We start from the raw sequence: 25,248 nt of genomic DNA, 5'->3' as shown, positions 1-25,248 counted from the left end.
GGTTCTCTCTTGTGATTATTGTCGGAGTCTTCGTTGAAACGCATGGAGCAAAACAGCGGTAGATCAGGTCCGCGCACCGGACTGGCGATAGCGATCCAGCGCCACCGCACCGATGATCACGATGCCTTTGATGATGTATTGCCAGATATCGGAGACGCCCAGCAGCACCAGGCCATTGGTCAGCACCGCGATGATCAGCGCACCGATCAGGGTGCCACCGATGGTGCCCACGCCGCCGGTGAAACTGGTGCCACCGAGGATGACCGCTGCAATGGCGTCCAGCTCGTAGGACTGGCCCAGCTGCAGCCCGTTGGCGGCGAACAGGCGCGAGGCGCTCATCACTGCGCCGAGCCCGGCCAGCGCGCCGGACACCGCGTAGACGAACAGCAACACCTTCCACACTTTGATCCCGGACAGGCGCGCCGCTTCGGGGTTGCCGCCCACCGAGTAGATCTGCACGCCCATCACCGTGCGGCGCAGGATGAACCACGAGACCGCGATGACCGCCACAGCGATAATCACCAGCCACGGCACGCCGAGCACCGAGTCGTTGCCGATGAAGGCAAACGGCAGGTCGGGATTGAACACGGTTTTGTCGTCGGCCAGCAGACGCGCCAGGCCGCGCATGGCGGTGAGCGCGCCGAGGGTGACGATGAACGGCGGCAGGCGCATGAAGGCAATCAGGCCGCCGTTGACCAGCCCCAGCAGCAGGCCGAAACCCACGCCGGCGGCGATACCGAGCATGCCGAACTGCGGCGACATCGAGGCTTGCAGGGCAACCACCGCGGAAGCCGCGAGAATGGCGCCCACCGACAGGTCGATGCCTGCGGTCAGGATCACGAAGGTCATCCCCGCTGCCAACACCACGTTGACCGAGGCTTGCTGGGTGATGATGGAGAGGTTTTGCCAGCTCATGAAGGTGTCGGTCATCAGCGAAAAGCCGATCAACAACAGAATCAGCACCGGCAGCATGCCAACGGTGCGCATCAGTTCGCGCACGCGTTCACGCTTGCTGATGGCGGCAACGGTGGGCGAGTTTTCCAGGGGCAGACTCATGGTCTGGTTTCCTTTTTATTGTTGTTGAATGGGGTGATCGGAAGTACCGCGGGCGCCGTGGGCCGCGGCGGCTGCGGCGTTCTCGCTGCCTGTCGCCAGATCGATGATCCGTTCCTGAGATATCTCCTGCCCTGAGTGACCGCCGACTTCGGCCACCAGCTCGCCTTCACGCATGATCAGCACCCGGTCGCAGGTGCCGATGATTTCCGGCAGCTCGCTGGAGATCACCACAATGCCGACGCCGGCCTTGGCCAGTTCGTTGATGATTCGGTAGATCTCGGACTTCGAGCCGATGTCCACGCCGCGGGTGGGCTCGTCGAGAATCAGCACGTGGGGCTTGACCTCCAGCAGCCGCGCCAGCAGCACCTTCTGCTGGTTGCCGCCGGACAGTGCGCCGACATTGACCTTGCCCGAGGCCACGCGGATCGACAGCGAACGAATCGCCTCGATTGCACGCTGTGCGCCACGGCCGCGATCCAGCACGCCACCGGCATGGGCGTCGGGCACGCAGGCGCAGACATTGATGTTGTCGCGCACGCTCATGTCGAGAAACAGGCCTTGGGCCTTGCGATCTTCGGTCAGGTAAACCACGCCGGCTCGGATGGCGTCGGCGGGGTTGCGTAAATCAGTGATCGCCTTGCCAGCAACTTCGAGGGTGCCGGAGGTGCGTGAGTCGGCGGCGAAAATCAGTCGCGCCAGTTCCGTGCGCCCTGCCCCGACCAGTCCGGCAATGCCCAACACCTCGCCGGCGTGCAGGTCAAAACTGCACGGCTTGACGCGCTTGCCGTCGGCCATATCACGCACGCGCATGACCACCGCGCCGGGGTCGTAAGCGGCGTGCTCTTTCTTGTAGAAACCGGACAGGTCGCGGCCGACCATCATCTTCACCAGCGCCTCGGCCGACAACGCGTCACGCTCCAGCATGCCCACGTACTCGCCGTCGCGCAGCACCGAGACCCGGTCGGACAGTTCGTAGATTTCGGCCATGCGATGGCTGATGTAAATGATTGCCAGGCCCTGATCACGCAGCTGTTTGATCAGCGCGAACAGGCGGTCGGTCTCCCGGGACGACAGCGGCGTGGTCGGCTCGTCCATCACCAGGATCTTCGCGTTGGCGTGCAGCGCCCGGGCAATCTCGACCAGTTGCCGCTCGGCAATGGACAGCACGCTGACGGTGGTCGACGGTTTGAAATCGGCGCCCAGTCGCACCAGTACGTCAACGCAGCCGGCTTCCATCGCCTTGCGGTCGATGCTCCAGCCACGGCGCAATTCGCGGCCCAGGTAAATGTTCTCGGCGACGCTGAGGTTCGGGCAGAGGCTCAGTTCCTGATAGATCACGGCGATGCCGCGCGCTTTGGCAGACAACGGGTCGAATGCGCTCAGGGCCTGGCCGTCGATACGGATCTCCCCGCCGGCGTCGGCCTGGTAAGCGCCGGAGAGAATCTTCATCAGCGTCGACTTGCCCGCGCCGTTCTCGCCCATCAGGGCATGAACTTCACCGGCGTAAACCTTCAGGGCCACATCTTTCAGCACGCGCAGACCGTTGAAAGTCTTGGAAATGGCGGTCATTTCCAGCACGGGCTGGGGACTCAGGGAGAGGACGGTGCTCATGGCCGGACAGCCGATGATTCCGAGGGGACAAACGCGGACAGCACACGCGGCAATCGAGCAGTCGAGCTGATCATGTGAATCTCCGAGGTTTCTTGTTTTTATGCCTGGGCCACCTCTTCGCGGGTGGCACTCGGGTATCGCTTTGAAATATTTCGGAACAGCTGAATCCTAGAACAGCTGAATCGATTCACGCAAGCGCTTGCTTTGTTATTTGGAGCTGGGGTCGTGTGGCGTGAGGCCTGGCGCCTTCCCGGCTGAAGCCGGGCCTGCTGCGCGGGGTGTTTCAGTGGGACCGGGTTCAGCCGGGAAGAGGTCGCGGTGATCACCCTTGGTTTGGTGATCATCAGCCCGCTCAGGCCAGAATCTCCAGGCCATGTTTTTGAACGATGCTCAGAAGCTTCAACCCCATGCCCCCGGGTCGTTTTGACCCGGCTTCCCATTGTTTGATCGTGGAGGTGCTGGTGTTCAGATAGCGAGCGAACACCGGCTGGCTAACATGACTTCGCTCGCGAATGGCTTTGATCTGTGCCGGGTCTATCGCAACCGGGACCTCGGCGATGCAATGCTGATCAAATTCGCGCATCGTTGCTTTATCGATGGCACCTATATCCAGCAGAGCACTGGCGGACTCGTGCACAGAGGCCAACGCTTCGCTCTCAATCCTTTTCTTCATGACAGATCTCCGTGAAATCCTGTCGATCCAGCAGCATTTGAATTTCCTGCCGGGTTAGTTTTTCGTACACCTTGGCAAGCTTTCTGAAAGCGAGGAGCTCTTGCCTGTTGATGTTGCTCTGGGTCTGTTTCGAGAAGAGAAACTGATAGACCCAGTAAAACTTGCCCCTCGCCAAAATGATCGAGCGGTGGCGATTGTGGTTGAGTCGCTTTTTCCAGACGCCACCACCCAGATCATCGGCTTGCCCCTTTAAAACCTCCCTTATTGCACCGCAAAGCTCGCTGTCTTCAATCGCTGCTTTGCCGGCTGCAGCGCAAAACCCCTTCGTTTTAAAAACCCTGTCCTGCATTTGGTCACCTACCCAACGAAGTGAAATCTACCACTCAGTGGTATACATCTCAAAGTCGGTTTCGTCGCTTCACGATCGGCTACCCGCACTTGGGGTCATTTCTGAAAACGCTGTGGGAAATCAATTCCTCGTTGCCCTACACGCAAATCAATGCACATCGCTCGTCGAGGTGAGACGTTTCAGCCTGAATTTGCGGTAGCATTGCTGGCATTTCGATGACGGCCTGAATCAGGAAGCCTTATGTCCAGAATTTCCCACTCCGCTTTGCGTCGCAAATTCCGAGAGCAGCTGGCTTCCCAGCACTGCGTCGAGACGGCTTCAGTGTTCGATCCCATGTCGGCGCGCATTGCCGCGGATCTGGGCTTTGAGGTCGGGATTCTGGGGGGGTCGGTGGCGTCGCTGCAGGTGTTGGCAGCGCCGGATTTTGCGCTGATTACCCTGAGCGAATTCGTCGAGCAGGCCACCCGCATCGGTCGTGTCGCGCAGTTGCCTTTTATCGCCGACGCCGACCATGGCTACGGCAACGCCCTGAACGTCATGCGCACCGTAGAAGAACTGGAGCGCGCCGGTGTGGCGGCGCTGACCATCGAAGACACCTTGCTGCCCGCGCAATTCGGGCGCAAATCCACGGACCTGGTGTCCATCGAAGAAGGCATCGGCAAGGTCAAGGCCGCCCTTGAAGCCCGCGTCGACCCGGAACTGACGATCGTCGCCCGGACCAACGCCGGCGTGCTGCCGGTCCAGGACATCATCGAGCGCACCCTGGCCTACGAAAAGGCCGGCGCCGACGGCATCTGCATCGTGGGCATCAAGGACTTCAAGCATTTGGAACAGATTTCGGAAAAGCTCAGCGTGCCACTGATGCTGGTGACCTACGGCAATCCCGAGCTCAATGACCCTCAGCGCCTGGCCGATCTGGGCGTGCGGGTGGTGGTCGCCGGCCACGCGGCCTACTTCGCCGCGATCAAGGCCACCTACGACAGCCTCCGCGCCCAGCGCCAGGTCACCCACAGCACCTCGAACCACAGCGCCACGGAGCTGACCCACACCTACACCTTCCCGGAAAATTACGTGGCCTGGGCCAAGGACTTCATGGATGTGAAGGAGTGAGGCTGCCGCGTGGCGCATGATTGCGTCACGCCACGTAAACCCCTGATCAACCGGTTCGACCCGCCGACAACTCGACGGATCAAGCGGCTTGAAACAGCCTGGGGGTTACTTCAGATGGGTCTGAAAGAAAGACGCGAGCCTGTCGAAAGGGATCAGATCCACCCGGTCATACAGGTCCACATGCCCGGCATTCGGAATGATGACCAGTTCTTTGGGCTGGCCGGCCAGGCGATAAGCTTCCTCGCTGAACTCACGGGAATGGGCGTTCTCGCCGGCGATAAATAGCATCGGCCGCGGTGAAATCGTCTCGATGTCAGCGAACGGGTAGAAGTTCATGAACTTCACGTTGCTGCTCAGCGTAGGGTGCGTGGTCAATTCAGGCGACTGGCCCTTCGGCGTGAACTCGCCCCGTGGGGTCCGGTAGAAGTCGTAAAACTCACGCTCGATCGGGTTGGAGTGTTCGGTGAGTCTGTCCACGGTGCCGCTGGTGTACCGGGTTTTGCCGCCGGCAAACTCGACATCACGTTGTGCAGCGGCGGCCGCGATGGCTTCTTTGCGTTGCTCGACACTGACCGAATGCTGCAGGCCGTTGCGATTGACGCCGCCCATGTCATACATGCTCACGGTCGCGACGGCCTTCATGCGTGGGTCTATCTTCGCAGCGCTGATGGCGAAACTGCCGCTGCCGCAGATACCCAGAACACCGATGCGGTCGCGATCGACGAAGCCTTGGCTGCCGAGGTAATCGACGGCGGCGCTGAAGTCTTCGGCGTAGATCTCAGGGGACACCAGATTGCGCGGCCGACCTTCGCTTTCCCCCCAGAACGACAGGTCGATTGCCAGCGTAATGAAGCCCTGCTCGGCGAGTTTCTGCGCGTACAGGTTCGAGCTCTGTTCCTTCACGGCGCCCATGGGGTGACCGACGATGATCGCCGGATACTTGCGGCCACTGATCATGTCCTTCGGCACGAACAGGTTGCCCACTGTTTTCATCAGGTACTGGTTGTTGAACGTCACCTTCTGCTTGGTGACCTGTTCACTGGTGTAGAAATTGTCAGCTCCGCTGGACATATCGGCTCCCATTGTGGCGAATGAGCTGACCAGCAAGGCCAGTCCCATCATCAGCTGTTTCATGAATGTCTCCGGCGCCGGGGCGCGGCGCGAATGAAGTGTGCGATGCACATATTCATGGGGCAGCCCGAGCAGGCAGTAGAGCAATCCGGTGGCTTTCTTGCCCGATCCGATCAATCCGGAGGGGCAAGGCTGGACGGCTGTTTTACCGGGCCCGTACAGTTCAAGCTCGGCAGGGCAGCAAAACCACGGCAAAGCCGCGGCAAAACCAAGTGGGGGAAAAACATGGGCGACACCGCGATTTCGATGCAGGCAACAGGCAGCGACACTCAAGCCCAGTTGCAATCGCTGACGCGCATCATCGACAGCCTTACGCCGGCCCCCGGTGATTTTCCTACCGTCATCACCGGCCTCGGCCTGTTTCGCCGCGAAGCGCCCTCGCCGCCAGTGACCTGCATCCTGGCCCCGAGCATCGTGCTGGTGGTCCAGGGCGCCAAGGAAATGGTCATCGGCAGCGACGTCTATCCCTACGACACGACGCGCTTTTTGATCACCTCACTGGACGTGCCTGCAAACTCCGCTGTAACCCTCGCCAGCGCGGACACGCCGTGCCTGGGACTGGTCTTCCAGCTGGACCTGCGCACCTTGACCGAGCTGATCGCCCAAGGGGATGTACCAACACCGAAGGAGCGCGCCGTGCGCAAAAGCGCGGGCATTGCCAGCCTGACCTCAGCGCTGCTCGATCCCCTCGCCCGGCTGATCAATCTGTTGCAGGAGCCCGACGCCATTCCGGTGCTCTGGCCCCTGTTGCAGCGGGAGATTCACTTCCGGCTGCTCCAGGGCGATCGGGCGCCGCTGCTGCGGCATATTGCTTCGGTCGACAGTCAGGGTTACCGGATTGCCAAAGCCATCGACTGGCTGAAGCTCAATTACGCGAGTGCCTTGCGCGTCGAAGACCTGGCTGCGCGGGTGCAGATGAGCGCGCCGAACTTCCACCTGCACTTTCGCAACCTCACGTCCATGAGCCCGCTGCAGTACCAGAAATGGCTGCGTCTGAACGAGGCGCGGCGGCTGATGCTCAAGGACCATCAGGACGCCGCCAGCGCTGCGTTCAAGGTCGGTTACGAAAGTCCCTCGCAGTTCAGTCGCGAGTACGGTCGGCTGTTTGGCGCACCGCCCAAAAAGGACATTACGCGGATGCGCAGCCAGGCCGCGGCGGCGTCATGATCGTTGCCCGCCAGCCCCTCAGTCTTTTTTAACCGGCCCGGCCAGGTACGTCTGCTCGGTCACCGGCTCCAGCCAGTCCACCGGCTTGCCGTCCAGCGCTTCATTGACCGCGACGTGTTGCATGGCGCTGGTGTCGGTCGCGCCGTGCCAGTGACGACGGCCGCAATTGCACCAGATCAGATCGCCCGGGCGGATTTCGGTTTTTGGCCCGCCTTCGCACTGGGTCCAGCCGACGCCGTCGGTGACCAGCAGGATCTGGCCCAGGGGGTGGGTGTGCCAGTTTGTACGCGCGCCCGGCTGGAAATTCACGATGGCCAGGCCGACCCGCGCCGGTGCCGGCGCGTTGAAAATCCGGTCGATACGCACGTCGCCGGTGAACCAGTCTGCGGGGCCTTTGATAGCTTTGGCCGAGCCGGCGCGGTGGATTTGCATGTCTTCAGCAGATAAATCAGTTGAGCTCATAGCGACCTCCAGAAAATGTGCAGTCAGCGTAACAAGGGCGCATTGCCGACAGTATCCGTAGAATGCTTCGATCAAAATGAAGGAGCGCTTCGCAATGGCGGATTACAAACTGGATGACCTGGCGGTGTTCGTTGCCGTAGGCCGCGAAGGCAATTTCACCCGCGCCGCCGCCGCGCTGGGCATCTCACCCTCCGCCGTCGGCCAGACCATGCGCCTGCTTGAGGAGCGTCTCGGCGTTCGCCTGCTCACCCGCACCACCCGCAGCGTGACCCGCACCGAGGCCGGCGAGCAGTTATTCAAGGGACTGGCGCCGCTGCTCGACGGCATCCAGGAACAGGTCGACGCCGCCATCGACTACAGCGACCGCCCTTCCGGCACGGTGCGCATCACCGCCGACGAGTTCGCCGCGCGTTACGTGCTTTGGCCCCGCCTCAAATCCTTGCTCGACCTATACCCTGACATGACCATCGAGCTGGTCACCGACTACGGCCTGACCGACATCGTCGCCCAGCGCATCGACGCCGGCGTGCGCCTGGGAGACACCCTCGCGGCGGACATGATCGCCGCGCCGATTGCCCCGCCGTTGCGGCTGGTGACCGTGGCGTCCCGCGAGTACCTCGCGCAGCACACTACGCCGCGGGTGCCCGAAGACCTGCCCGGCCACCGCTGTATCAACCTGCGCCTGCCGACCCACGGCGCGCTGTATCAATGGGAATACGCCAAAGACGGCCGCGAAATTCGCGTGCGCGTCGACGGCCCGTTGATCATGAACAGCGTGTTTCAGATTCTTCAGGGGTGCCTGGACGGCGTCGGTCTGGCGCAGCTTCCCGAGGGGCTGGTGGCCGGGCACATCAAGCAGGGCGAACTGGTGGAAGTGCTCCCCGACTGGTGCGAGCCGTTCGAGGGCTATCACCTGTACTACCCCAGCCGGCGCCAGCACACGGCAGCGTTTCGCGTGGTGCTGGAGGCGCTGCGGATCAATCCGCTGGCGTGAGAAGACGGGTTAGAAGTCGAAGCTGAACTGGTCCTGGGAACTGAGATCGATGGTCCGCGAGATCACGAACGGCAGGATCGCGTCGGCAATCGGCTGCAGCTGTTTGCTGATGTAGTGGTCGTAGTCGATGGCCGCCGTCCGCACTTCCAGCGGCTCGGGTCCGGCCACCGTGATCACGTAGCTGATCCAGCCGCCGTTCTGGTACTGCAACGGCCGACCCTGCTGGCGGTTGTACTCATCGGCCAGCCGCGCGGCGCGCACATGGGGCGGCACGTTGCGTTCGTAATCGTCGAGGGCGCGGCGCAGGCGTTTGCGATAGACAAGCTGGCCATCGAGTTCCCCAGCCAGGGTTCGGCCCACGTACTCCCGAATGTATTCCTGAAACGGCTGACGCTGGAAAATCCGCAGGTACAGCGCTTGCTGGAAGGTCCGGGCCAGCGGCGACCAGTCGGTGCGCACCACCTCCAGCCCCTTGTAAACCATTTCGTCTTTGCCATCGGCGCGGGTGACCAATCCCGCATAGCGCTTCTTGCTGCCCTCCTCCGCGCCGCGAATGGTCGGCATGAGAAAGCGCTTGAAGTGGGTTTCGAACTGCAGTTCGAGCGCACTCTCCAGCCCGTATGCCTCTTTCACATGAGCACGCCACCAGTCATTGACCTGCCGGACCAGCGCGCTGCCGATCTGCGCAGCATCGTCTTGCGCGTGGGCTTTTTTCAGCCAGACAAAGGTCGAGTCGGTGTCGCCGTAAATCACTTCATAACCCTGCGCTTCGATCAGCAGCCGTGTCTGGTGCATGATCTCGTGCCCGCGCAGGGTGATCGACGACGCCAGGCGTGTGTCGAAGAACCGGCAACCGCTGGAACCCAGCACGCCGTAGAAGGCATTCATGATGATTTTCAGCGCCTGGGACAGCGGCGCATTGCGCTCGCGCTTGGCGACCTCGCGCCCTTCGGCCACCCGCGAGACGATGGCCGGCAGACAGTGCCGGGTTCGGGAAAAACGCGCGCCCCGAAAGCCCTCCACAGACTCGCTGTCGTCAGGGTGCTTCAGGCCTTCGATCAAGCCCACCGGGTCAATCAGAAAGGTGCGGATGATCGACGGATACAGGCTTTTGTAATCGAGCACCAACACCGATTCATACAGCCCGGGGCGTGAATCCATGACGAAACCACCGGGGCTCGCCTCCGGCATGCGCTCGCCCAGGTTCGGCGCGACGAAGCCCTGGCGGTGCATCAGCGGGATGTACAAATGCTCGAACGCGGCCACCGAACCGCCGCTGCGATCCACCGGCAGGCCGGTCACCGTGGCGCGTTCGAGGAGGAAGGTGAGCAGCTCGGTCTTGGCGAAAATCTGCGTGACCAGTTCGCAGTCCTTGAGGTTGTACCGCGCCAGCGCGGGCTTGTCCTCGGCGAACATACGGTTGATTTCGTCCATGCGCTGATACGGATTGTCGATGGCCTTGCCTTCGCCCAGCAGCGTCTGCGACACGTTTTCCAGACTGAACGAGGGAAAGCTCCAGGTCGCCGAACGCAGCGCCTCGATGCCGTCGATGATCAGCCGCCCGGCCGCCGCCGCGAAGAAGTGATTGTTGCGTGCGCCGTGTTCGCGCCAGGTCATCACCTCGCCGCCCCGGCCCAGGCGCAGCGGCACATTCAAGCGCCGTGAATGCTCGTGCAGCACGCGCAGATCGAACTGCACGACGTTCCAGCCGATGATCCCGTCCGGGTCATGGCGGGCCATCCATTCGTTGAGCTTCTCCAGCAACGCGACGCGGGTGTCGCAGTACTCAAGCTTGAAGTTCACCTGGGCGTCATCGCCATTGGCCGGGCCGAGCATGTACACCTGACGCTCGCCGCAGCCATGCAGACCGATGCAATACAGCTCGCCGCGCTCGGTGGTTTCGATGTCCAGCGACACCAGTTTCAGGGTCGGTCGATAATTTGGATCAGGCCTGAGTTGCGCGTCCAGCAACAGGCCATTGGCGTCCGGGCGCCCACCGAACTGCACCGGCGCGGTGATGAAGCGCTCCATCAGGTAACGCTCGGGCGGGCGGATATCGGCTTCGTAAACGTCGACGCTGGCTTTGCGCAGGTCGCTTTCCAGGTTCATCAACTGGCGGTGCTGACGCGTGTACAGCCCGAGCACCGGGCGATGGCGGAAATCACACAACGCCAGTGGCTTCAGCTCGACGTTACGCTCGTTGCGCAACACAGCCTCGGCGCGCTCGCGGTGCTGCTCCGGGATAAACGCGACGGAGGTCTGATACGGCAGGCGCACCTGGCGCGGGCCCTCATCGGTGGCCAGCCAGAATTCCACCTCGGTGCCGGCGTCCGTGTCGCGCCAATGCCGGGTCAGGACGAAGCCCTGCTGTAAATCCACCGCTGCAACCTCGTCGCTGTTTATTTCAGACGAGGATTCTACGGTGAATGCTGCAGGAAAGCGCGGCGGTTACGGGAAAGCACCATGCCCGGCCGATGGCCTGTCAGCCAGAAGCGGCTCTCCCGGAAAATCCGCTGCACGGGCAGTGCCTGACGACCTATGCTGCGGGAACGATGTGGGCCCCATGGACATCACAACAACTCGACCATCCTCTGAGGGATCCAGCATGCACGTTCGACTTAACGCCCTGAGCGCCTCCATCCTCGCTGCCCTGTTTGCCTGCGGCGCCTATGCCGCCGACGTCACCCCCGAACCATTGTTAAAGAAGGCCGAGGCTGAGCAAAAACCCTATCTGGCCACGGTCAAGCAACTGGTCAACATCGACACCGGGACGGGTCAGGCGGCGGGCCTGAAAATGGTCAGCGCGGTGCTGGTCGAGCGGCTCAAGGCCTTGGGCGCATCAGTCGAGACCACGCCGGCGACGCCCTCGGCGGGCGATAACATCGTCGGCACTCTCAAGGGCACGGGCAGCAAATCCTTTCTGCTGATGATCCACTACGACACCGTGTTCGGCCCGGGCACCGCCGCCAAGCGGCCTTTCCGCGTCGACGGCGATCACGCCTACGGCCCTGGCGTGGCCGATGCCAAAGGTGGCGTGGCCATGGTGCTGCACACCCTGAAGCTGCTGGAAGACCAGAAGTTCAAGGACTTCGGCACGATCACCGTGCTGTTCAATCCCGACGAAGAAACGGGCTCCGCCGGCTCGAAAACCCTCATCGCCGAACTGGCCCGCAAGCACGACTACGTGTTCTCGTTCGAGCCACCGGACAAGGACGCGGTGACGGTCGCCACCAATGGCATCAACGGCGTGTTCGTCGACGTCAAAGGCAAGTCCTCCCACGCCGGTTCGGCCCCGGAAGCCGGGCGCAATGCCGCCATGGAACTGGCCCACCAACTGGTGCAGCTCAAGGACCTGGGCGACCCGGCCAAGGGCACCACGGTCAACTGGACGCTGATCAAAGGCGGCGAGAAGCGCAACATCATCCCCTCCAGCGCTGCGGCCGAAGGCGACATGCGCTACTCCGATCTGAGCGAGTCCGACCGCGTGCTGGCTGACGGACAACGCATCGTGCAAGGCAAAATGATCGACGGCACCGACGTCACCTTCCGCCTCGACAAAGGCCGCCCGCCGCTGGCGAAAAACCCCGCCACCGACGACCTCGCCAAAATCGCGCAGGCGATCTACGCCAAAACCGGCCGCACTCTCGAACCCATCGCCATGCGCTTCGGCACCGACGCTGGTTACGCCTACGTACCCGACAGCCAAAAACCTGCCGTCCTCGAAACCATGGGCGTCGTCGGCGCCGGCCTCCACGCCGACGACGAATACATGGACCTCAGCAGCATTGCCCCCAGGCTGTACCTGACCGCAGCAATGATCATGGAATTGTCCGTGAAATAAAGCGCACCGTCAGAGGCGGCATTGCCCTGCAGAGCGTGGGAATGACCAAAAAATAGCGGCGTTTACACCGGCCTCTTCCCGGCTAAAGCCGGTCCCACTAACCGCACAGCGCTCAGCCAGGGGGACTAGCTTAGGCCGGGAGTGGACGCGGAGCGTCCTCGGATGCATTCCCACGCAGAGCGTGGGCACGATCATAAATAGCAGTGTTCTACCGGCCTCTTCCCGGCTAAAGCCGGTCCCACTGACGGAACGCGATGCTGTTAGTGGGACCGGCTTCAGCCGGGAAGCTTTTGATCTGCTTGTGATCTGCTCTAAACGCGCTTTTGATCTTCAAACACAAGAGGCCCAGACACCGCCAATCGCGACTTGGGTGCAGGCTGAACGCAGGTCTCGCGCAGTGGGCCGAGCCGCACGGATGCGGCGAGAGCGCCGTCAGGACATGGATGTCCGTTCGGCGCGGGCCCAAGGAGCGAGACCGGAGTGAGGGTACTCCGACGCAGGAGGAGCCCAACCAGGAGCAGGCACTTTTGCTTACTTTTGGATGGTGCGACTTTCGACTTCTCAAAAGTAAGTCGCCGAAGGCGAAACAGTCTGTCCTTAGGCAGACGCTCTTGACCTTGCCCCTCAATCGCAGGAGTTAACTTTCCGCTGTTTTAAATACTCCACAACCGCCGCCTGATCCCCGGAAAACTCAATCCGCGCGTCCTTGCTGTCCCGCTGAAACGCATACATCGGATCGTAATACTCACTCAACATCCCGCTGATCCAGCCACGGTGCGAATCAACCGCCCCCGTGCGTGCCTGCTCAGCCAGCGCGCTGTCCATAATCGCCGCCAGCCGCTGATAACGCTCCCCGCCCAGCCGCCGAACAATGCTCGACAGACTCTGTTTCAGCCGCTCGGCGTACGCCGCAAAACCCGTTTCAACGCCCTGCACGGCGATGAACTCCGCACACAGATCCGTCACATAATCCTTCAGAATCCGCTCAACGCGGCTCTCAAAACTGTCCTCGAGCCACACCAGCGGCGCGTCCTGCATCGTCCGGTACAACTCAAGGGGCACAGCGCGACTGCCCACGATGCGTCCCTCATCCTCGACCACAAACTGGTCAAGCTGCCGGGCGCGCTTCTTGAGAATGTCGACCGCCAGCAGGTTTTCGAAATCGATCTGTCCCGGTTGCGGGGTCGCGTGTTTGCCGAAGCTCGAACCGCGATGATTGGCATGCCCTTCCAGATCCAGGCCGTTGTCGAGTTGCTGCAGCACCTCGGTCTTGCCGCTGCCGGTCAAGCCGCCGATCAGCACGAAATCGCACTCGGCCACCGCCTGTTCGGTCACTTCGATCAAAAAGCTGCGCATTGCCTTGTAACCACCGATGACCCGGGGGTACTCGATGCCCGCTTCGCTCTTGAGCCACTGCTGCGTGATCTGCGAACGCAGGCCGCCGCGAAAGCAATAGAGAAACCCCTCCGGATGGTTGCGGGCAAAACTCGCCCACGCGTCGATTCGCGCCTGTTTCAGCTCGCCAGCCACCAGCTTGTGGCCCAATTCGATCGCCGCCTGCTGACCGTCCTGCTTATAGCTGGTGCCGACCTTCTGCCGCTCGACGTCATTCATCAACGGCAGATTGATCACGCCGGGGAACGCGCCCTTGGTGAATTCCACTGGCGCGCGGACGTCCATCATCGGCACGTCGCGGAGGAAAATCTCGCGCAGGTCGGCGCTGTTGTCGCGCATCAGAACACCTCGACCGCGAGTGGCTGTCGCTCGATCAGTTCGCCGATCGGCGCAAGGCTCAGGCCCAATTCTTCCGCCATGGCGAGAAACCCCGCCTCTTCGGCAGGCTCGACGGCAATCAGCAGGCCGCCGCTTGTTTGCGGATCGCAGAGCAGCAGTTTTTGTGCCTCGGTCAACGGGCCGATGCGCTCGCCATAACTGTCGTAATTGCGGTGGGTGCCGCCGGGGATGCAATCCTGCTCGATGTAGAAATCCACACTGCCCAAGCGCGGCACGGCGGCCGCGTTCAGGCGTGCAGTCACGCCACTGCCGTCGGCCATTTCAACCAGGTGCCCGAGCAAACCGAAGCCCGTCACGTCGGTCATTGCAGTAACGCCGGCCAATCGGGAGAAACGGCTGCCGGGCTTGTTCAGCGTGCACATCACGTCACGGGCCAGGCCAATGTCTTCTTCGCGCAGCAGGCCTTTCTTCTCGGCCGTGGTGAGGATGCCGATGCCCAGGGGCTTGGTCAGGAAGAGCTTGCAGCCGACGGTGGCGGTGTCGTTGCGCTTCATGAAGCGCTTTTCAACGAGGCCCGTGACGGCCAGACCGAAGATCGGCTCGGGCGCGTCGATGGAGTGACCGCCCGCCAACGGGATGCCCGCTGCATCGCATACGGCACGCCCTCCGCGGATGACTTCGCGGGCGATTACCGGGGCCAGCACGTTGACCGGCCAGCCGAGAATGGCGATGGCCATCAACGGATCGCCGCCCATGGCGTAGATGTCGCTGATGGCGTTGGTCGCGGCGATGCGGCCGAAGTCGAACGGGTCGTCGACGATGGGCATGAAGAAATCGGTGGTGGACACGACGCCCTTTTCGTCGTCGATGGCATAAACCGCCGCGTCATCGCGGGAGGCATTGCCGACCCACAGGCGCGGGTCGAGGTTCTGCGCGCCGCTGCCGGCGAGAATGGTTTCCAGCACCTTGGGCGAGATCTTGCAGCCGCAGCCGGCGCCGTGACTGTATTGGGTAAGACGAATCGGGTCGGTCATGGGAAGCCCCTGAGTTTCAAGGCGCCGAAGTCTAACAGAGGCGCCAGTGGGTTGAAGGGTTGCTGGATGGCTAGAGCGCTGGATGTCGGGACACGCGATTTTCGTAGGACCGGCTTCAGCCGGGAAAGCGTCAGATGTCACACCGAAAAAAATGAGGGTTCCACCCCGGCCTCTTCCCGGCTAAAGCCAGTCCTACAGTCAACACCGCATGCTGTAGGTGGGACAGGCTTTAGCCGGGAAGGCGTCAGATGCCAAACCGCAAAAAAATGAGGGTTCCACACCGGCCTCTTCCCGGCTAAACCAGTCCTACAGTCAACACCGCGTGCTGTCAGTGGGACCGGCTTTAGCCGGGAAGGCGTCAGATGCGACACCGCAGCACTCATGGTCTACACACCGGCCTCTTCCCGGCTGAAGCCGGTCCCACTAAAGCATCGTGTTCATTCAGTGAGATCCGGGGCAGCTACCTCAGCCCTTCGCCATGCGCCGTGCCGTCAGCACTTGCGCGAGCATGAGGGTGCCGACACACAGCAGCGCTTCGCGCAGGCCGATCACGTGCGCAGCGAAACCAATCAACGCCGGCCCCAGCAAAATCCCGCAATAGCCAATGCCGGTAATCACCGCAATCGCCAGCCCCGCCGGCATTTTGGTCTGAGCACCCACCACCGAGCAATACACCGGAAAGGTGTTGGACAGCCCCAGACCGATCAGCGCGAAGCCCAGCAGGAACAGCGGCCACGGTTCCAGCAGGATCGCCATGGCAAACCCGACCATCACCAGCAGGCCGCCGCCAATCAGCAGGTTCACCGCGCCTAGGCGATCCCTCAACCAATCACCGGAAAACCGTCCCGCTGCCATGGTCAGCGAAAACACAGCATAGGCGCCGCCGGCCACCGACAAATCGATCTGGTGCATGCGGTTCAGGAACAACGCGCTCCAGTCGAGCATCGCGCCTTCCACCAGCAGCGCGATGAAGCAAAGAATGCCGACGATAATCACTTTGGTGGTCGGCCGGGCGAACGGCGCTGAAGGGTCGTCCGCGCCATGGGGCACCAGGTAGCGGGCGTGCCAGAGCAGCATCCCGGCAATCAGCGCCACCACCACGGCCACCGCCAGTAACGGCGAAGCGCCCAGCCACAGCAGCAAGGTCATCAACAGCGCGCTGCTGATGCCTCCGAGGCTAAACAGCCCGTGAAACCCCGACATCATCGGCCGTCCGTGATCGCGCTCGACCATCAGGCCCTGCACGTTCATTGCCACGTCGATGCTGCCCAGCCCGGCGCCGAACACCGCCAGGGCCACTGCCAGCGCTGGCAGGGATGACAAGGTGGCAAGCAACGGCAGCATGCAGCAGATCAACGCGCCGCCAATCAACGAGACAAACCTGCAACCCTTGCGGGTGGTCAGCATTCCCGCCAGCGGCATCGTCAGCATCGAACCGAGGCCGAAGCACAACAACAGCAAGCCAAGCTGAGCTTCCTCAAGGCCGGCCCGGTCGCGGGCGAAAGGCACCAGCGGCGCCCACGCACCCAGCGACATCCCGGACAGCAGAAACGTCAGGCGATAACTCCAGAGGTGAACAAAAACGGGGGCACGAACGGATTGGGCAACTGACACAGAAAACGACCTGAACAGGTCTGCGCGAGCGGCAGACGGTGAATAACAAAAGCGATTCTTCGCTGAACGCACTCCTTCGCAGGACCGGCTTCAGCCGGGAAGAGGCCAGTTTGAGCACCCTCATTTCAGGGCGTGACCACCGAAGCCTTCCCGGCTAAAGCCGGTCCCACTAAAGCAGCACGTGCATTCAGTGGGACCGGCCCAGCGCTGCAGATGTGCACTGTCTCCCGTAGGACCGGCTTCAGCCGGGAAGAGGCCTGTGCATACACCCTCAGTGCAGCGATGTGGCGACTGACGCTTTCCCGGCTGAAGCCGGTCCTGCCTAGAGAAGAAGCCAGCTCCGCAACCCATCACATCATCGGTGCCGCCATGCTGACCACGCGCAGCGCGAGGCCTTCGTAGGCGTCCAGCGTGATGGTGAATTCACCCTCTTCGGTCAGGTCGCCTTCGACCCGTTCATTGATGATGTCCACCACCGGCCCCGGGGCAATACCTGGCAAGTGCAGGGTCTCGACGATGGCCTCTGCGCTGAAGTTCAACGCAGTGATCTGGGTGCCCTTCCCGGCTGGCAGTTCGTGCACCATGATCAGCAGACCCGGGTGTTCGACGTCGGGAATCAAAATCTGCCGGCTGGCGGCGATGTCATAGGCGCGGCGCACGGCCAGCAGTTTCTTCAGCTGCGAGGCGAACGAGTCCGGCCGCTTCAATTGCTCGACCAGGCTGCCATACAGCGCGCGAGCCCGTGGCATACCGCCCTCCGAGATCTCGCAGTCCGGGTCCATGTCGACCAGATCATAGCCACCGCGATGGATCCAGCGGGTGTCGCCGTCGCCCATCAAATGCTCAACCTGCTCGGCCGGCAGCGGCAAGGCGCCCACCAGGTCCCAACCCGACAGCGCGAACACGCCCGGTTGCATGGCGTTGAACATCACCAGCAGCAAATGGATGTGCTGGATCTTGTCGATGTCGGCGGCGGTCATGCTGTCCAGTTCACGAATGCCCAAGGCCGCGGTGATGATGCTCGCCGTCGTGCACGACACGCCGTTGGTGACGAACTTCAGGTTGTAGGGCGCATGCTCGCCCGCCAGACGCTCGTACATCTCCTCGCGAATGTGCTCGCGCAGGATATTCCCCGGGAAGGTCTGGCCCTGATACAGGTATTGATCGTGGGCATGCAGCGTCCAGAAATGCACCAGCTCCAGGGTCAGTTCATCGTGGTTCTGCAGGGCGTGAATCAGCGACGCAGGGTCGATGCCGAACTCATGGACCTGACGCAGCATCAGGCGCAGGAACTCCGTGCGGCCGGTCAGCAGCGCGTGCTGATAAGCCGGGCGGGTGATGAAGTCATAGGACAGGTCAGCGCCGCCGTGGGACATCGCCGCGATGTCGTCGATGGTCAGGTTCAGCTCCTGGAAGCTGAAGCCGCCGGCCTTGCGAATGGCGCCCGCGAGCAACTGATTGCCGGTGATCGACAGCGGGTGGCTCTCGGACCACGCCGTGCCGTCAGCCTTGCGTTCGACGCCGAGGAAGCCGTTGGCGTCCAGACGCAACACCCGCGCGCCCATGACGTCGATGGCGTGCAAGGCATCGCCGATGATCATCTGTTGCGCGGCGAAACTCGGGTCCAGCCAGTTCAGCGACGGCTGGCCTTCCTTGAAGTAGTGCAGATAGACCCAGCGGCGGTCCTTGCCGTCGACGCCGGTGACGATGGGCGTGGCGCTCCAGTCGGTTTCCTTGACGCCGGGTTCGAAGAAAATCACCCGCTGCAACTGACCGACGATGTAATGCTTGTCGCGCAGGGCATCAACGATGGCGGGCTGAAGGTTGACGGCGTCGCGGCCGGCCGGGACTTCCGGGAGCAGAGACCAGTCTTCTTCCTTGATCTCCACCATGTGGTAGAGGCCCGGATACTCTTCGTAGGCCATCTCGGCCAGGCGGAAATCCGCGCCTTTGCCGGTGTGGGAAGGGATCACGTCATCGACGACGATCGCGTTGTGCGCGGCGGCGATGCGGCTGAGGTTGAGAAACTGCGCGTCGGTGCCCAGTGACGAATCCACCTCAAAACTGATGCGGTCGAAGTTGCCGTCGATGCTTGGGGTGCGCTCGCGCCCTTTCAAACCGCCGGATGCTTTCAACGGGCCGTTGTGAATGCCCTGAATGCCGACTTCGGACAGCGCGTGCCAGAGGGTTTCATCGGCCAGCGCTTCGAGCACCGAACCGCCTTCGCGGGTGATGATCGACGCCGGATACGCGGTGAACCAGACCGAGCCGATGGCCGAGGCATCCCTCGGACGGGCCTGGGCGTAAGGCCGCTGCCAGAGACGGCCCTGGCCGCCATACAGTTTTGCGCGTTGCTTCGCGGCGTTGAGCATCGATTGCTCAACCAGCCATTCGACGTACTGCTTGTCCGGGGTGGTCATGTATGCGGGGTTCCATCTTCAAGTGGATGGGAGCGGCGGTCCAACGGCTCTGCGAGCGCTGTCCGGACCGTCCTGCCTGGGTGTGTCAGGTTTATGCCTAACTCTAAGAGCACCTTGGCGCGTAAACGTTGCATCCGTTGCTGTGACGCGCGCCATGCAGTGGCTAAAATCCCCGGGGTGCATCTGCACCGCCGGCGCTGTTCAGGGGTTTGCGTGGAATTACACATCGTTATCGAGGGCCGCAAGGACCTTGCCCGTCAGGTCTATGAACAGCTGCGCGACAGTATCGTCTCCGGCCGCTTGGCGGCGGGCGTGCAATTGCCGCCCAGTCGGCTGCTGGCCGCACAGCTGGGGCTGTCGCGCAAAACCATTTCCGACACCTACAGCCGGCTGACCTATGAAAATTACCTGGTAGGCAAGGTCGGCAGCGGCACCTTCGTCAACGCCCTGAACGCCCACAGCCCGCCTCGGCCTGCGCCATCGAAACTGGCCAGCGCCCACATCGTGGCGAAATGGGAGCAGATCTCCCTGCCCCTGCGCCACCCGACCCGCGCGGGCACCCTGCGCTACGATTTTCTCGGCGGCGCGACGGCAAAAACCCAATTTCCCCACGACGAATGGCGGCGCTGTGTGCACCACGCGGTGCGGCAGATGTCCACCGAGCGCGGCTTCTACAGCCAGCCCGAAGGCCTGCCCGCCCTGCGGGCCGCGATTGCCGGGCACATCGCCTTCGCGCGCGGCGTGCGCTGCGGGGCCGATGACGTGGTGGTGTGCAATGGCGCGCAACAGGCCCTGGACCTGATCGCCCGCGTGCTGATCGAACCGGGCAGCCGCGTAGCCATGGAAGACCCGGGCTACACGCCGGCACGCCTGCTGTTTGCCGCCCAGGGCGCTGAGGTCTCCAGTGTGCCGGTCGACCGTGAGGGCATCATCGTCGAACAGATTCCCGACGACGCCTGCGCCATTTATGTGACCCCGTCCCACCAGATGCCGCTGGGCATGCCCATGAGCCTGGCGCGCCGCCACGCCTTGCTGGAGAAGGCGCGGCGAATCGGCGCGATCATCATCGAAGACGACTACGACAGCGAATTCCGCTACGAAGGCCGCCCGACTGACTCGTTGCAGAGCATGGACGAGCACGGCGTCGTGGCCTACGTCGGCACCTTTTCAAAAACCCTGCTGCCGGAACTGCGCCTGGGCTACGCCGTGCTGCCGGCGGCGATCCTCGAAGCGGTGATCAAGGCCAAGCAGCTGACTGACTGGCATACCTCGACGCTGCCGCAGTGGGCCCTGAGCAAATTCATCAGCGAAGGCCTGCTCAACAAACACATCCGCCGGTGCCACAGCACCTACGCCGGACGCCGCGAACGAATCCTGTCCCGCATCGCCGGTGACCTCTCGCCCTGGCTGGAAACCATCCCGTGCACGGCGGGCTTTCACATGGCGGTGATGCTCAAGGCATCGCGCCAGCCGGCGATCGACCTGCACCTGCTGGTCGACCGCGCGCGGGACAAGGCCTTAGGCCTTTATCCCCTCCACGGCTTCTACAGCGACGCGCCACCGCGCGATGGACTGATGCTGGGATTCGGCGCCATCGACCTGCTCGACATCGACCCGGCACTGGACAGGTTGCGGGATTTGCTGATGGTGTTTGATTAACAGGGAAAATTGAGGGCGCACACACCGGCCCCTTCCCGGCTAAAGCCGGTCCCACTAACAGCGCGCGTTGCATCAGTGTGACCGCTGACGCGGAGCGTCATAGGATGCATTCCCACGCGGAGCGCGGGAACGATCATAAAATTGAGGGCGCCTGCACCGGCCTCTTCCCGGCTAAAGCTGGTCCCACTAACAGCAGACCGCGAACCCCCTGTAGGACCGGCTTCAGCCGGGAAGCTTTTGATCTTGATCTTCATACGCAAAAACCCCAGACACCGCCAATCGCGACTTGGGTGCAGGCTGAACGCAGGTCTCGCGGAGTGGGCCGAGCCGCATGGATGCGGCGAGAGCGCCGTCAGGGCATGGATGCCCGTTCGGCGCGGGCCCACGGAGCGAGACCGGAGTGAAGGAACCCTGAGGAACGAAGGGCCCAACCAGGAGCAAGCACCCTTGGTTACTTGGGGTGCTTTTCCAAGTAACTCGCCGAAGGCGAAACAGTCTGCCCCCAGGCAGACGCCCTTGATCCTTGCGCAATAAGCCACCCCGCAGGACTAGCTGACACAATCCAATGGAACTTCTAACCCCGGAACCTGCCGACTACAGAGCTGCCGGACACACCGTCCGCTGAGAAATGGAGGCTTATACATGCCAGACGCAAACGGCAAAATCCGCTACGCAGTGGTCGCTGGAGGCTGGATCTCCCAAGGCGCATTCATGCCGGGACTTGAACAGACCGACAACTCCGTCATGACCGCCCTGGTCACCGGCGACCCCGTCAAAGCCGACCAACTGGCCGCACTTTACGACCTCAAGAGCTACCACTACGACGAATTCGACACCCTGCTGAAATCTGGCGAAATCGACGCCATTTACCTGGCAACCCCCAACTTCCGCCACCGCGAATTCGCCGTGCCCGCACTCGAAGCCGGCATCCACGTACTGCTTGAAAAGCCCATGGCTGCCAATGAACAAGACTGCCTGGCCATTGCCGAAGCCGCCAAACGCTCGGGCGCCAAACTGATGGTCGCCTACCGCCTGCACTTCGAGCCCGGCACCGTCGAAATGGTCCACCGCGTCCGCGCCGGCGACCTCGGCGACCTGCGCCTGTTCACCGCCACCTTCGCCCAGACCACCGACCCGGCCAACCACCGCATGCAGAGCGGCTTCGATGCAGGTCCCGTGGCCGACATGGGCCCGTACCCCATCAACGCCGTGCGCAACCTGTTCGCCGCCGAACCGATCGAAGTCCACGCCGTCGGCATCAAAACGCCAGGGCGCGAAATCAACACGTTCGACACGGTCAACGTGACACTGCGCTTTGCCGAAGAACGCCTGGCCACCTTCACCGTGAGTTACAGCCTGCCATCCACCGAGCGTTTCCAGCTGATCGGCACCAAGGGTGAGTTCGAAGCCTCGCCGTGCTTCGGTTTCGGCGAAGGCGTGGCCATCGGTTACCGGGCGATCATCGACGGCCAGACCACCGAGCACACGCACCCGGTGGTCGATCAGTTTGGCGGCGAGACCCAGTACTTCTCCGACTGCATCCTGCAGGACCGCGAGCCCGAGCCGGACGGCGACGAAGGCTGGCGCGACGTGCGGGTGGTCGAGGCCATTGAACGTGCGCTGACCACCGGCCAGCCGCAGAAGCTTGAGCCGTTGCCGGAGCGCCCGGGCATCAGCATCGAGCAGGCCCGTCGCCTGCCGCTGGCCAAAGTGCCGGAGTACATCAATACCGATGAGCCGAATGCCTGACCGTCTGGTTGATCAGGTCTGACGGCGTACACAGTTTGATCGCAATCCAGAGCCCGGCTATTTTCTTCGCCGGGCGTTGGACAATGCCTCTGCGAAGCGCGCCTTGCGGCTGAAAAAATGCAGTTGTATGATGACTGTCGACTTTTCGATGAGCCCTTGCGCTCGTCACCGCTACGCTTCATACGATTCCGAATTCCTCCATCAGGCCCTACGCCTGATCGATTCGCCCCAAAAATAACAGGAGAAGCAGATGCCTACCGTTCTCGGTCAGAACTTCATCGGCGGCGCCCGCAGTGGCCTCGGCGAAGCACGCCATAAAAGCCTCGACGCCACCACTGGCGAAGCACTGCCCTACACCTTCCATCAGGCCACCGACGCGGAAATCGATGCCGCCGCCTCGGCCGCCAAAGACGCCTTCCTCGAATTCCGCCAGCTGAGCCCGGCCCGTCGCGCTGAATTCCTCGATGCCATCGCTGACGAACTCGACGCCCTGGGCGATGACTTCGTTGCCCTCGTCTGCCAGGAAACCGCGCTGCCGGCCGGTCGAATCCAGGGTGAGCGTGGCCGTACTTCCGGCCAGATGCGCCTGTTCGCCAAAGTCCTGCGTCGCGGTGACTTCCTCGGCGCGCGTATCGATCAAGCCCTCCCTGACCGCAAGCCACTGCCACGTGTCGACCTGCGCCAGCAACGCATCGGCGTTGGCCCGGTGGCCGTGTTCGGCGCCAGCAATTTCCCGCTGGCCTTCTCGACTGCCGGCGGCGACACCGCTTCGGCACTGGCTGCCGGTTGCCCGGTTGTGGTGAAAGCCCACAGCGGCCACATGGCAACGGCTGATCTGGTCGGTAACGCCATCGTCCGCGCCGCCGAGAAGACCGGCATGCCAAAAGGTGTGTTCAACATGATCTTCGGCAGCGGCGTTGGCGAAGGTCTGGTCAAGCACCCGGCCATTCAGGCCGTCGGCTTCACCGGTTCGCTGCACGGCGGTAACGCCCTGTGCAAACTGGCGTCCGAGCGTCCGCAACCAATTCCGGTGTTCGCCGAGATGTCGAGCATTAACCCGGTGGTCCTCCTGCCCGGCGCACTGACAGCGCGCGGCACTGCCATCGCGGGCGAACTCGCGGCCTCCGTGGTCATGGGCGCAGGCCAGTTCTGCACCAACCCGGGCGTGGTCATCGGCATTCGCTCCCCTGCCCTGACGGCGTTCACCGAGCAACTGACCGAGCACATGGGTGGTCAGGCACCACAAACCATGCTCAACGAAGGCGGCCTGCGCAGCTACAGCAAAGGCGTCGAGAAGCTGCTGGCACACCCAAGCGTCACGCACCTGGCTGGCAGGCCGCAGGAGGGCAAGCAGGCCCAGGCTCAGCTGTTCAAGGCGGACGTCAGCATGTTGCTCAACGGCGACGAGTTGCTCCAGGAAGAAGTCTTCGGCCCAACCACGCTGCTCATCGAAGTGGCTGACGACGCTGAACTGAAAGCCGCACTGCTGGCCCTGCGCGGCCAACTGACCGCGACGCTGATCGGCGAAACCGCCGACCTGCAGAAGTACCAGTGGCTGGTACCGGTGCTGGAAGAGAAAGTCGGCCGCATTCTGGTCAATGGCTACCCGACCGGCGTCGAAGTCTCTGACGCGATGGTGCACGGCGGTCCTTACCCGGCAACGTCCGATGCCCGCGGTACCTCGGTAGGCACCTTGGCGATCGATCGTTTCCTGCGCCCGGTCTGCTACCAGAACTACCCGGACAGCCTACTGCCGGCCGCTCTGCAGAACGCCAACCCGCTGGGCCTCAAGCGCCTGGTGAACGGCGAGTGGAGCACTGACGTCATCGCCTGATGAAGTGGCCTGATTCGTCAGGTATTGTTCATTAGATCCGATGCGTCACACCAACGAGAAACGGCGCGACCCTGTGAGGGGCCGTGCCGTTTTTTTTGCCTTACGGTCAGTGTGGAGCGTTGGCACGGCTGGATTTAGCTCTTAATGGAGGGGGTAGCTTGGTGGATGAAAAGCAGATTGAAATGGCCAACCTTATCGGCGAAGGATCAATTTGGCAGGCTGGCAAATGGCTGAATAAGCCGAGCCATTGCCGTGTGGATGACCACACGCTGGAAATTGTGACGGATTTCCAAACCGATTTCTGGCGTAAAACCCATTATGGGTTCATTCGAGACAGCGGCCATTTCCTGGGGTTTGAGACCAAGGGAGGTTTTACCGCGCAAGTCAGAATCAACGCCGATTTTCGCGAGCTCTATGACCAGGCCGGGATTATGGTCAGGCTCAACGAGGAGACCTGGCTCAAGGCAGGAATCGAATACAACGATGGAATGCCAATGATCAGCAGCGTGCTGACCCAGGGCAAGTCGGATTGGGCACCCGGCTGCTTTTCCGGCGACCCGACCGATTTCTGGCTTCGGGTGACCGTTTCCGATGGCGTGCTGCGTCTGCAATACTCCACCGATGGCATCACTTGGCCGCTGCTTAGACTTGCTCCCTTTCCAGACGCGGACAGCTACACGGTGGGTCCTATGTGCTGCACACCGGGGCGCCAAGGGTTAAAGGTGAGATTTTCCGAATGGTCGTTGATCCCGCCTCTCGGGCGAGACCTGCATGACCTGAGCTAGCCAATCTGCCGGGCGGGCCAGTCAG

General features: G+C 62.4%; 19 protein-coding genes. 8 read left to right on the top strand and 11 right to left on the bottom strand.

Annotated features, from left to right (window positions below; all coding sequences use genetic code 11):
- Positions 1 to 63: 63 nt before the first annotated feature.
- The 4 genes from AC3ISG_RS10850 to AC3ISG_RS10835 form a co-directional block, all read right to left on the bottom strand.
- Positions 64 to 1,056 carry an ABC transporter permease subunit gene (locus tag AC3ISG_RS10850; protein ID WP_108121758.1) on the bottom strand — a complete coding sequence of 331 codons (993 nt, stop codon included), beginning with the start codon at positions 1,054 to 1,056 and terminating at the stop codon, positions 64 to 66.
- A 15-nt stretch (positions 1,057 to 1,071) separates the two neighbouring features.
- Positions 1,072 to 2,649, bottom strand: a complete 1,578-nt coding sequence (locus AC3ISG_RS10845) for a sugar ABC transporter ATP-binding protein (RefSeq protein ID WP_489299499.1) — start codon at positions 2,647 to 2,649, stop codon at positions 1,072 to 1,074.
- A 370-nt stretch (positions 2,650 to 3,019) separates the two neighbouring features.
- Positions 3,020 to 3,340, bottom strand: a complete 321-nt coding sequence (locus AC3ISG_RS10840) for a helix-turn-helix domain-containing protein (RefSeq protein WP_122538598.1) — start codon at positions 3,338 to 3,340, stop codon at positions 3,020 to 3,022.
- Positions 3,324 to 3,689 (bottom strand): type II toxin-antitoxin system RelE/ParE family toxin, encoded by a 366-nt coding sequence (locus AC3ISG_RS10835; protein ID WP_122538596.1) that lies wholly within the window; start codon positions 3,687 to 3,689, stop codon positions 3,324 to 3,326. The genes AC3ISG_RS10840 and AC3ISG_RS10835 overlap by 17 nt, the downstream gene beginning before the upstream one ends.
- Before the next feature lie 240 nt (positions 3,690 to 3,929).
- Between AC3ISG_RS10835 and AC3ISG_RS10830 the strand changes: the two genes are divergently transcribed.
- A complete protein-coding gene (locus AC3ISG_RS10830) occupies positions 3,930 to 4,799 on the top strand; it encodes an isocitrate lyase/PEP mutase family protein (protein ID WP_122624081.1) in 870 nt (289 codons plus the stop codon).
- Between the two features lie 105 nt (positions 4,800 to 4,904).
- Here AC3ISG_RS10830 and AC3ISG_RS10825 read toward each other — a convergent pair whose 3' ends face one another.
- Positions 4,905 to 5,933: an alpha/beta hydrolase gene (locus AC3ISG_RS10825; protein WP_122624083.1), complete on the bottom strand. Its 1,029-nt coding sequence runs from the start codon at positions 5,931 to 5,933 to the stop codon at positions 4,905 to 4,907.
- A gap of 222 nt (positions 5,934 to 6,155) precedes the next feature.
- Here AC3ISG_RS10825 and AC3ISG_RS10820 point away from each other — a divergent pair, with 222 nt between their 5' ends.
- Positions 6,156 to 7,097: an AraC family transcriptional regulator gene (locus tag AC3ISG_RS10820; protein ID WP_489299237.1), complete on the top strand. Its 942-nt coding sequence runs from the start codon at positions 6,156 to 6,158 to the stop codon at positions 7,095 to 7,097.
- Between the two features lie 18 nt (positions 7,098 to 7,115).
- Here the strand turns inward: AC3ISG_RS10820 and AC3ISG_RS10815 are convergent, their stop codons facing one another.
- Positions 7,116 to 7,559, bottom strand: a complete 444-nt coding sequence (locus tag AC3ISG_RS10815) for a (R)-mandelonitrile lyase (protein WP_272635050.1) — start codon at positions 7,557 to 7,559, stop codon at positions 7,116 to 7,118.
- 94 nt (positions 7,560 to 7,653) lie between these two features.
- On the opposite strand from AC3ISG_RS10815, the gene AC3ISG_RS10810 reads away from it, so the two are divergent.
- Positions 7,654 to 8,553 carry a LysR family transcriptional regulator gene (locus AC3ISG_RS10810; RefSeq protein ID WP_489299236.1) on the top strand — a complete coding sequence of 300 codons (900 nt, stop codon included), beginning with the start codon at positions 7,654 to 7,656 and terminating at the stop codon, positions 8,551 to 8,553.
- A gap of 9 nt (positions 8,554 to 8,562) precedes the next feature.
- Here the strand turns inward: AC3ISG_RS10810 and AC3ISG_RS10805 are convergent, their stop codons facing one another.
- Positions 8,563 to 10,932: a DNA polymerase II gene (locus AC3ISG_RS10805; protein WP_489299235.1), complete on the bottom strand. Its 2,370-nt coding sequence runs from the start codon at positions 10,930 to 10,932 to the stop codon at positions 8,563 to 8,565.
- A gap of 226 nt (positions 10,933 to 11,158) precedes the next feature.
- Here AC3ISG_RS10805 and AC3ISG_RS10800 point away from each other — a divergent pair, with 226 nt between their 5' ends.
- Entirely contained in the window at positions 11,159 to 12,394 is a 1,236-nt protein-coding gene (locus AC3ISG_RS10800) for a M20/M25/M40 family metallo-hydrolase (protein WP_489299234.1), read from the top strand.
- A 624-nt stretch (positions 12,395 to 13,018) separates the two neighbouring features.
- Here the strand turns inward: AC3ISG_RS10800 and mnmH are convergent.
- The 4 genes from mnmH to treS form a co-directional block, all read right to left on the bottom strand.
- Positions 13,019 to 14,128 carry a tRNA 2-selenouridine(34) synthase MnmH gene (gene mnmH, locus AC3ISG_RS10795; RefSeq protein ID WP_489299233.1) on the bottom strand — a complete coding sequence of 370 codons (1,110 nt, stop codon included), beginning with the start codon at positions 14,126 to 14,128 and terminating at the stop codon, positions 13,019 to 13,021.
- Positions 14,128 to 15,162 carry a selenide, water dikinase SelD gene (gene selD, locus AC3ISG_RS10790; RefSeq protein WP_489299232.1) on the bottom strand — a complete coding sequence of 345 codons (1,035 nt, stop codon included), beginning with the start codon at positions 15,160 to 15,162 and terminating at the stop codon, positions 14,128 to 14,130. Before selD ends, mnmH begins: the two co-directional genes overlap by 1 nt.
- A gap of 465 nt (positions 15,163 to 15,627) precedes the next feature.
- Entirely contained in the window at positions 15,628 to 16,776 is a 1,149-nt protein-coding gene (locus AC3ISG_RS10785; RefSeq protein ID WP_489299231.1) for an MFS transporter, read from the bottom strand.
- A 350-nt stretch (positions 16,777 to 17,126) separates the two neighbouring features.
- Complete coding sequence (treS, locus tag AC3ISG_RS10780; RefSeq protein ID WP_122538575.1) at positions 17,127 to 19,196, bottom strand: maltose alpha-D-glucosyltransferase; 2,070 nt, start codon at positions 19,194 to 19,196, stop codon at positions 17,127 to 17,129.
- Between the two features lie 213 nt (positions 19,197 to 19,409).
- On the opposite strand from treS, the gene pdxR reads away from it, so the two are divergent.
- The 4 genes from pdxR to AC3ISG_RS10760 all read left to right on the top strand — a co-directional run bounded on the left by pdxR (position 19,410) and on the right by AC3ISG_RS10760 (position 25,223).
- The gene (gene pdxR, locus AC3ISG_RS10775) at positions 19,410 to 20,855 is read left to right on the top strand and encodes a MocR-like pyridoxine biosynthesis transcription factor PdxR (RefSeq protein ID WP_489299230.1); all 1,446 of its coding nucleotides are present in this window, start codon (positions 19,410 to 19,412) and stop codon (positions 20,853 to 20,855) included.
- Positions 20,856 to 21,497: 642 nt separating this feature from the next.
- The gene (locus AC3ISG_RS10770; protein ID WP_122538569.1) at positions 21,498 to 22,604 is read left to right on the top strand and encodes a Gfo/Idh/MocA family protein; all 1,107 of its coding nucleotides are present in this window, start codon (positions 21,498 to 21,500) and stop codon (positions 22,602 to 22,604) included.
- Between the two features lie 250 nt (positions 22,605 to 22,854).
- Positions 22,855 to 24,438 carry an aldehyde dehydrogenase (NADP(+)) gene (locus AC3ISG_RS10765; RefSeq protein WP_489299229.1) on the top strand — a complete coding sequence of 528 codons (1,584 nt, stop codon included), beginning with the start codon at positions 22,855 to 22,857 and terminating at the stop codon, positions 24,436 to 24,438.
- Positions 24,439 to 24,647: 209 nt separating this feature from the next.
- Positions 24,648 to 25,223 (top strand): DUF1349 domain-containing protein, encoded by a 576-nt coding sequence (locus AC3ISG_RS10760; protein WP_489299498.1) that lies wholly within the window; start codon positions 24,648 to 24,650, stop codon positions 25,221 to 25,223.
- Positions 25,224 to 25,248 lie beyond the last annotated feature (25 nt).

The sequence above is a fragment of the Pseudomonas sp. GL_135 genome (assembly GCF_057834665.1).
Note: the sequence above shows the minus strand (reverse complement) of the source record. Positions and strands in the feature narration are given on the sequence as shown.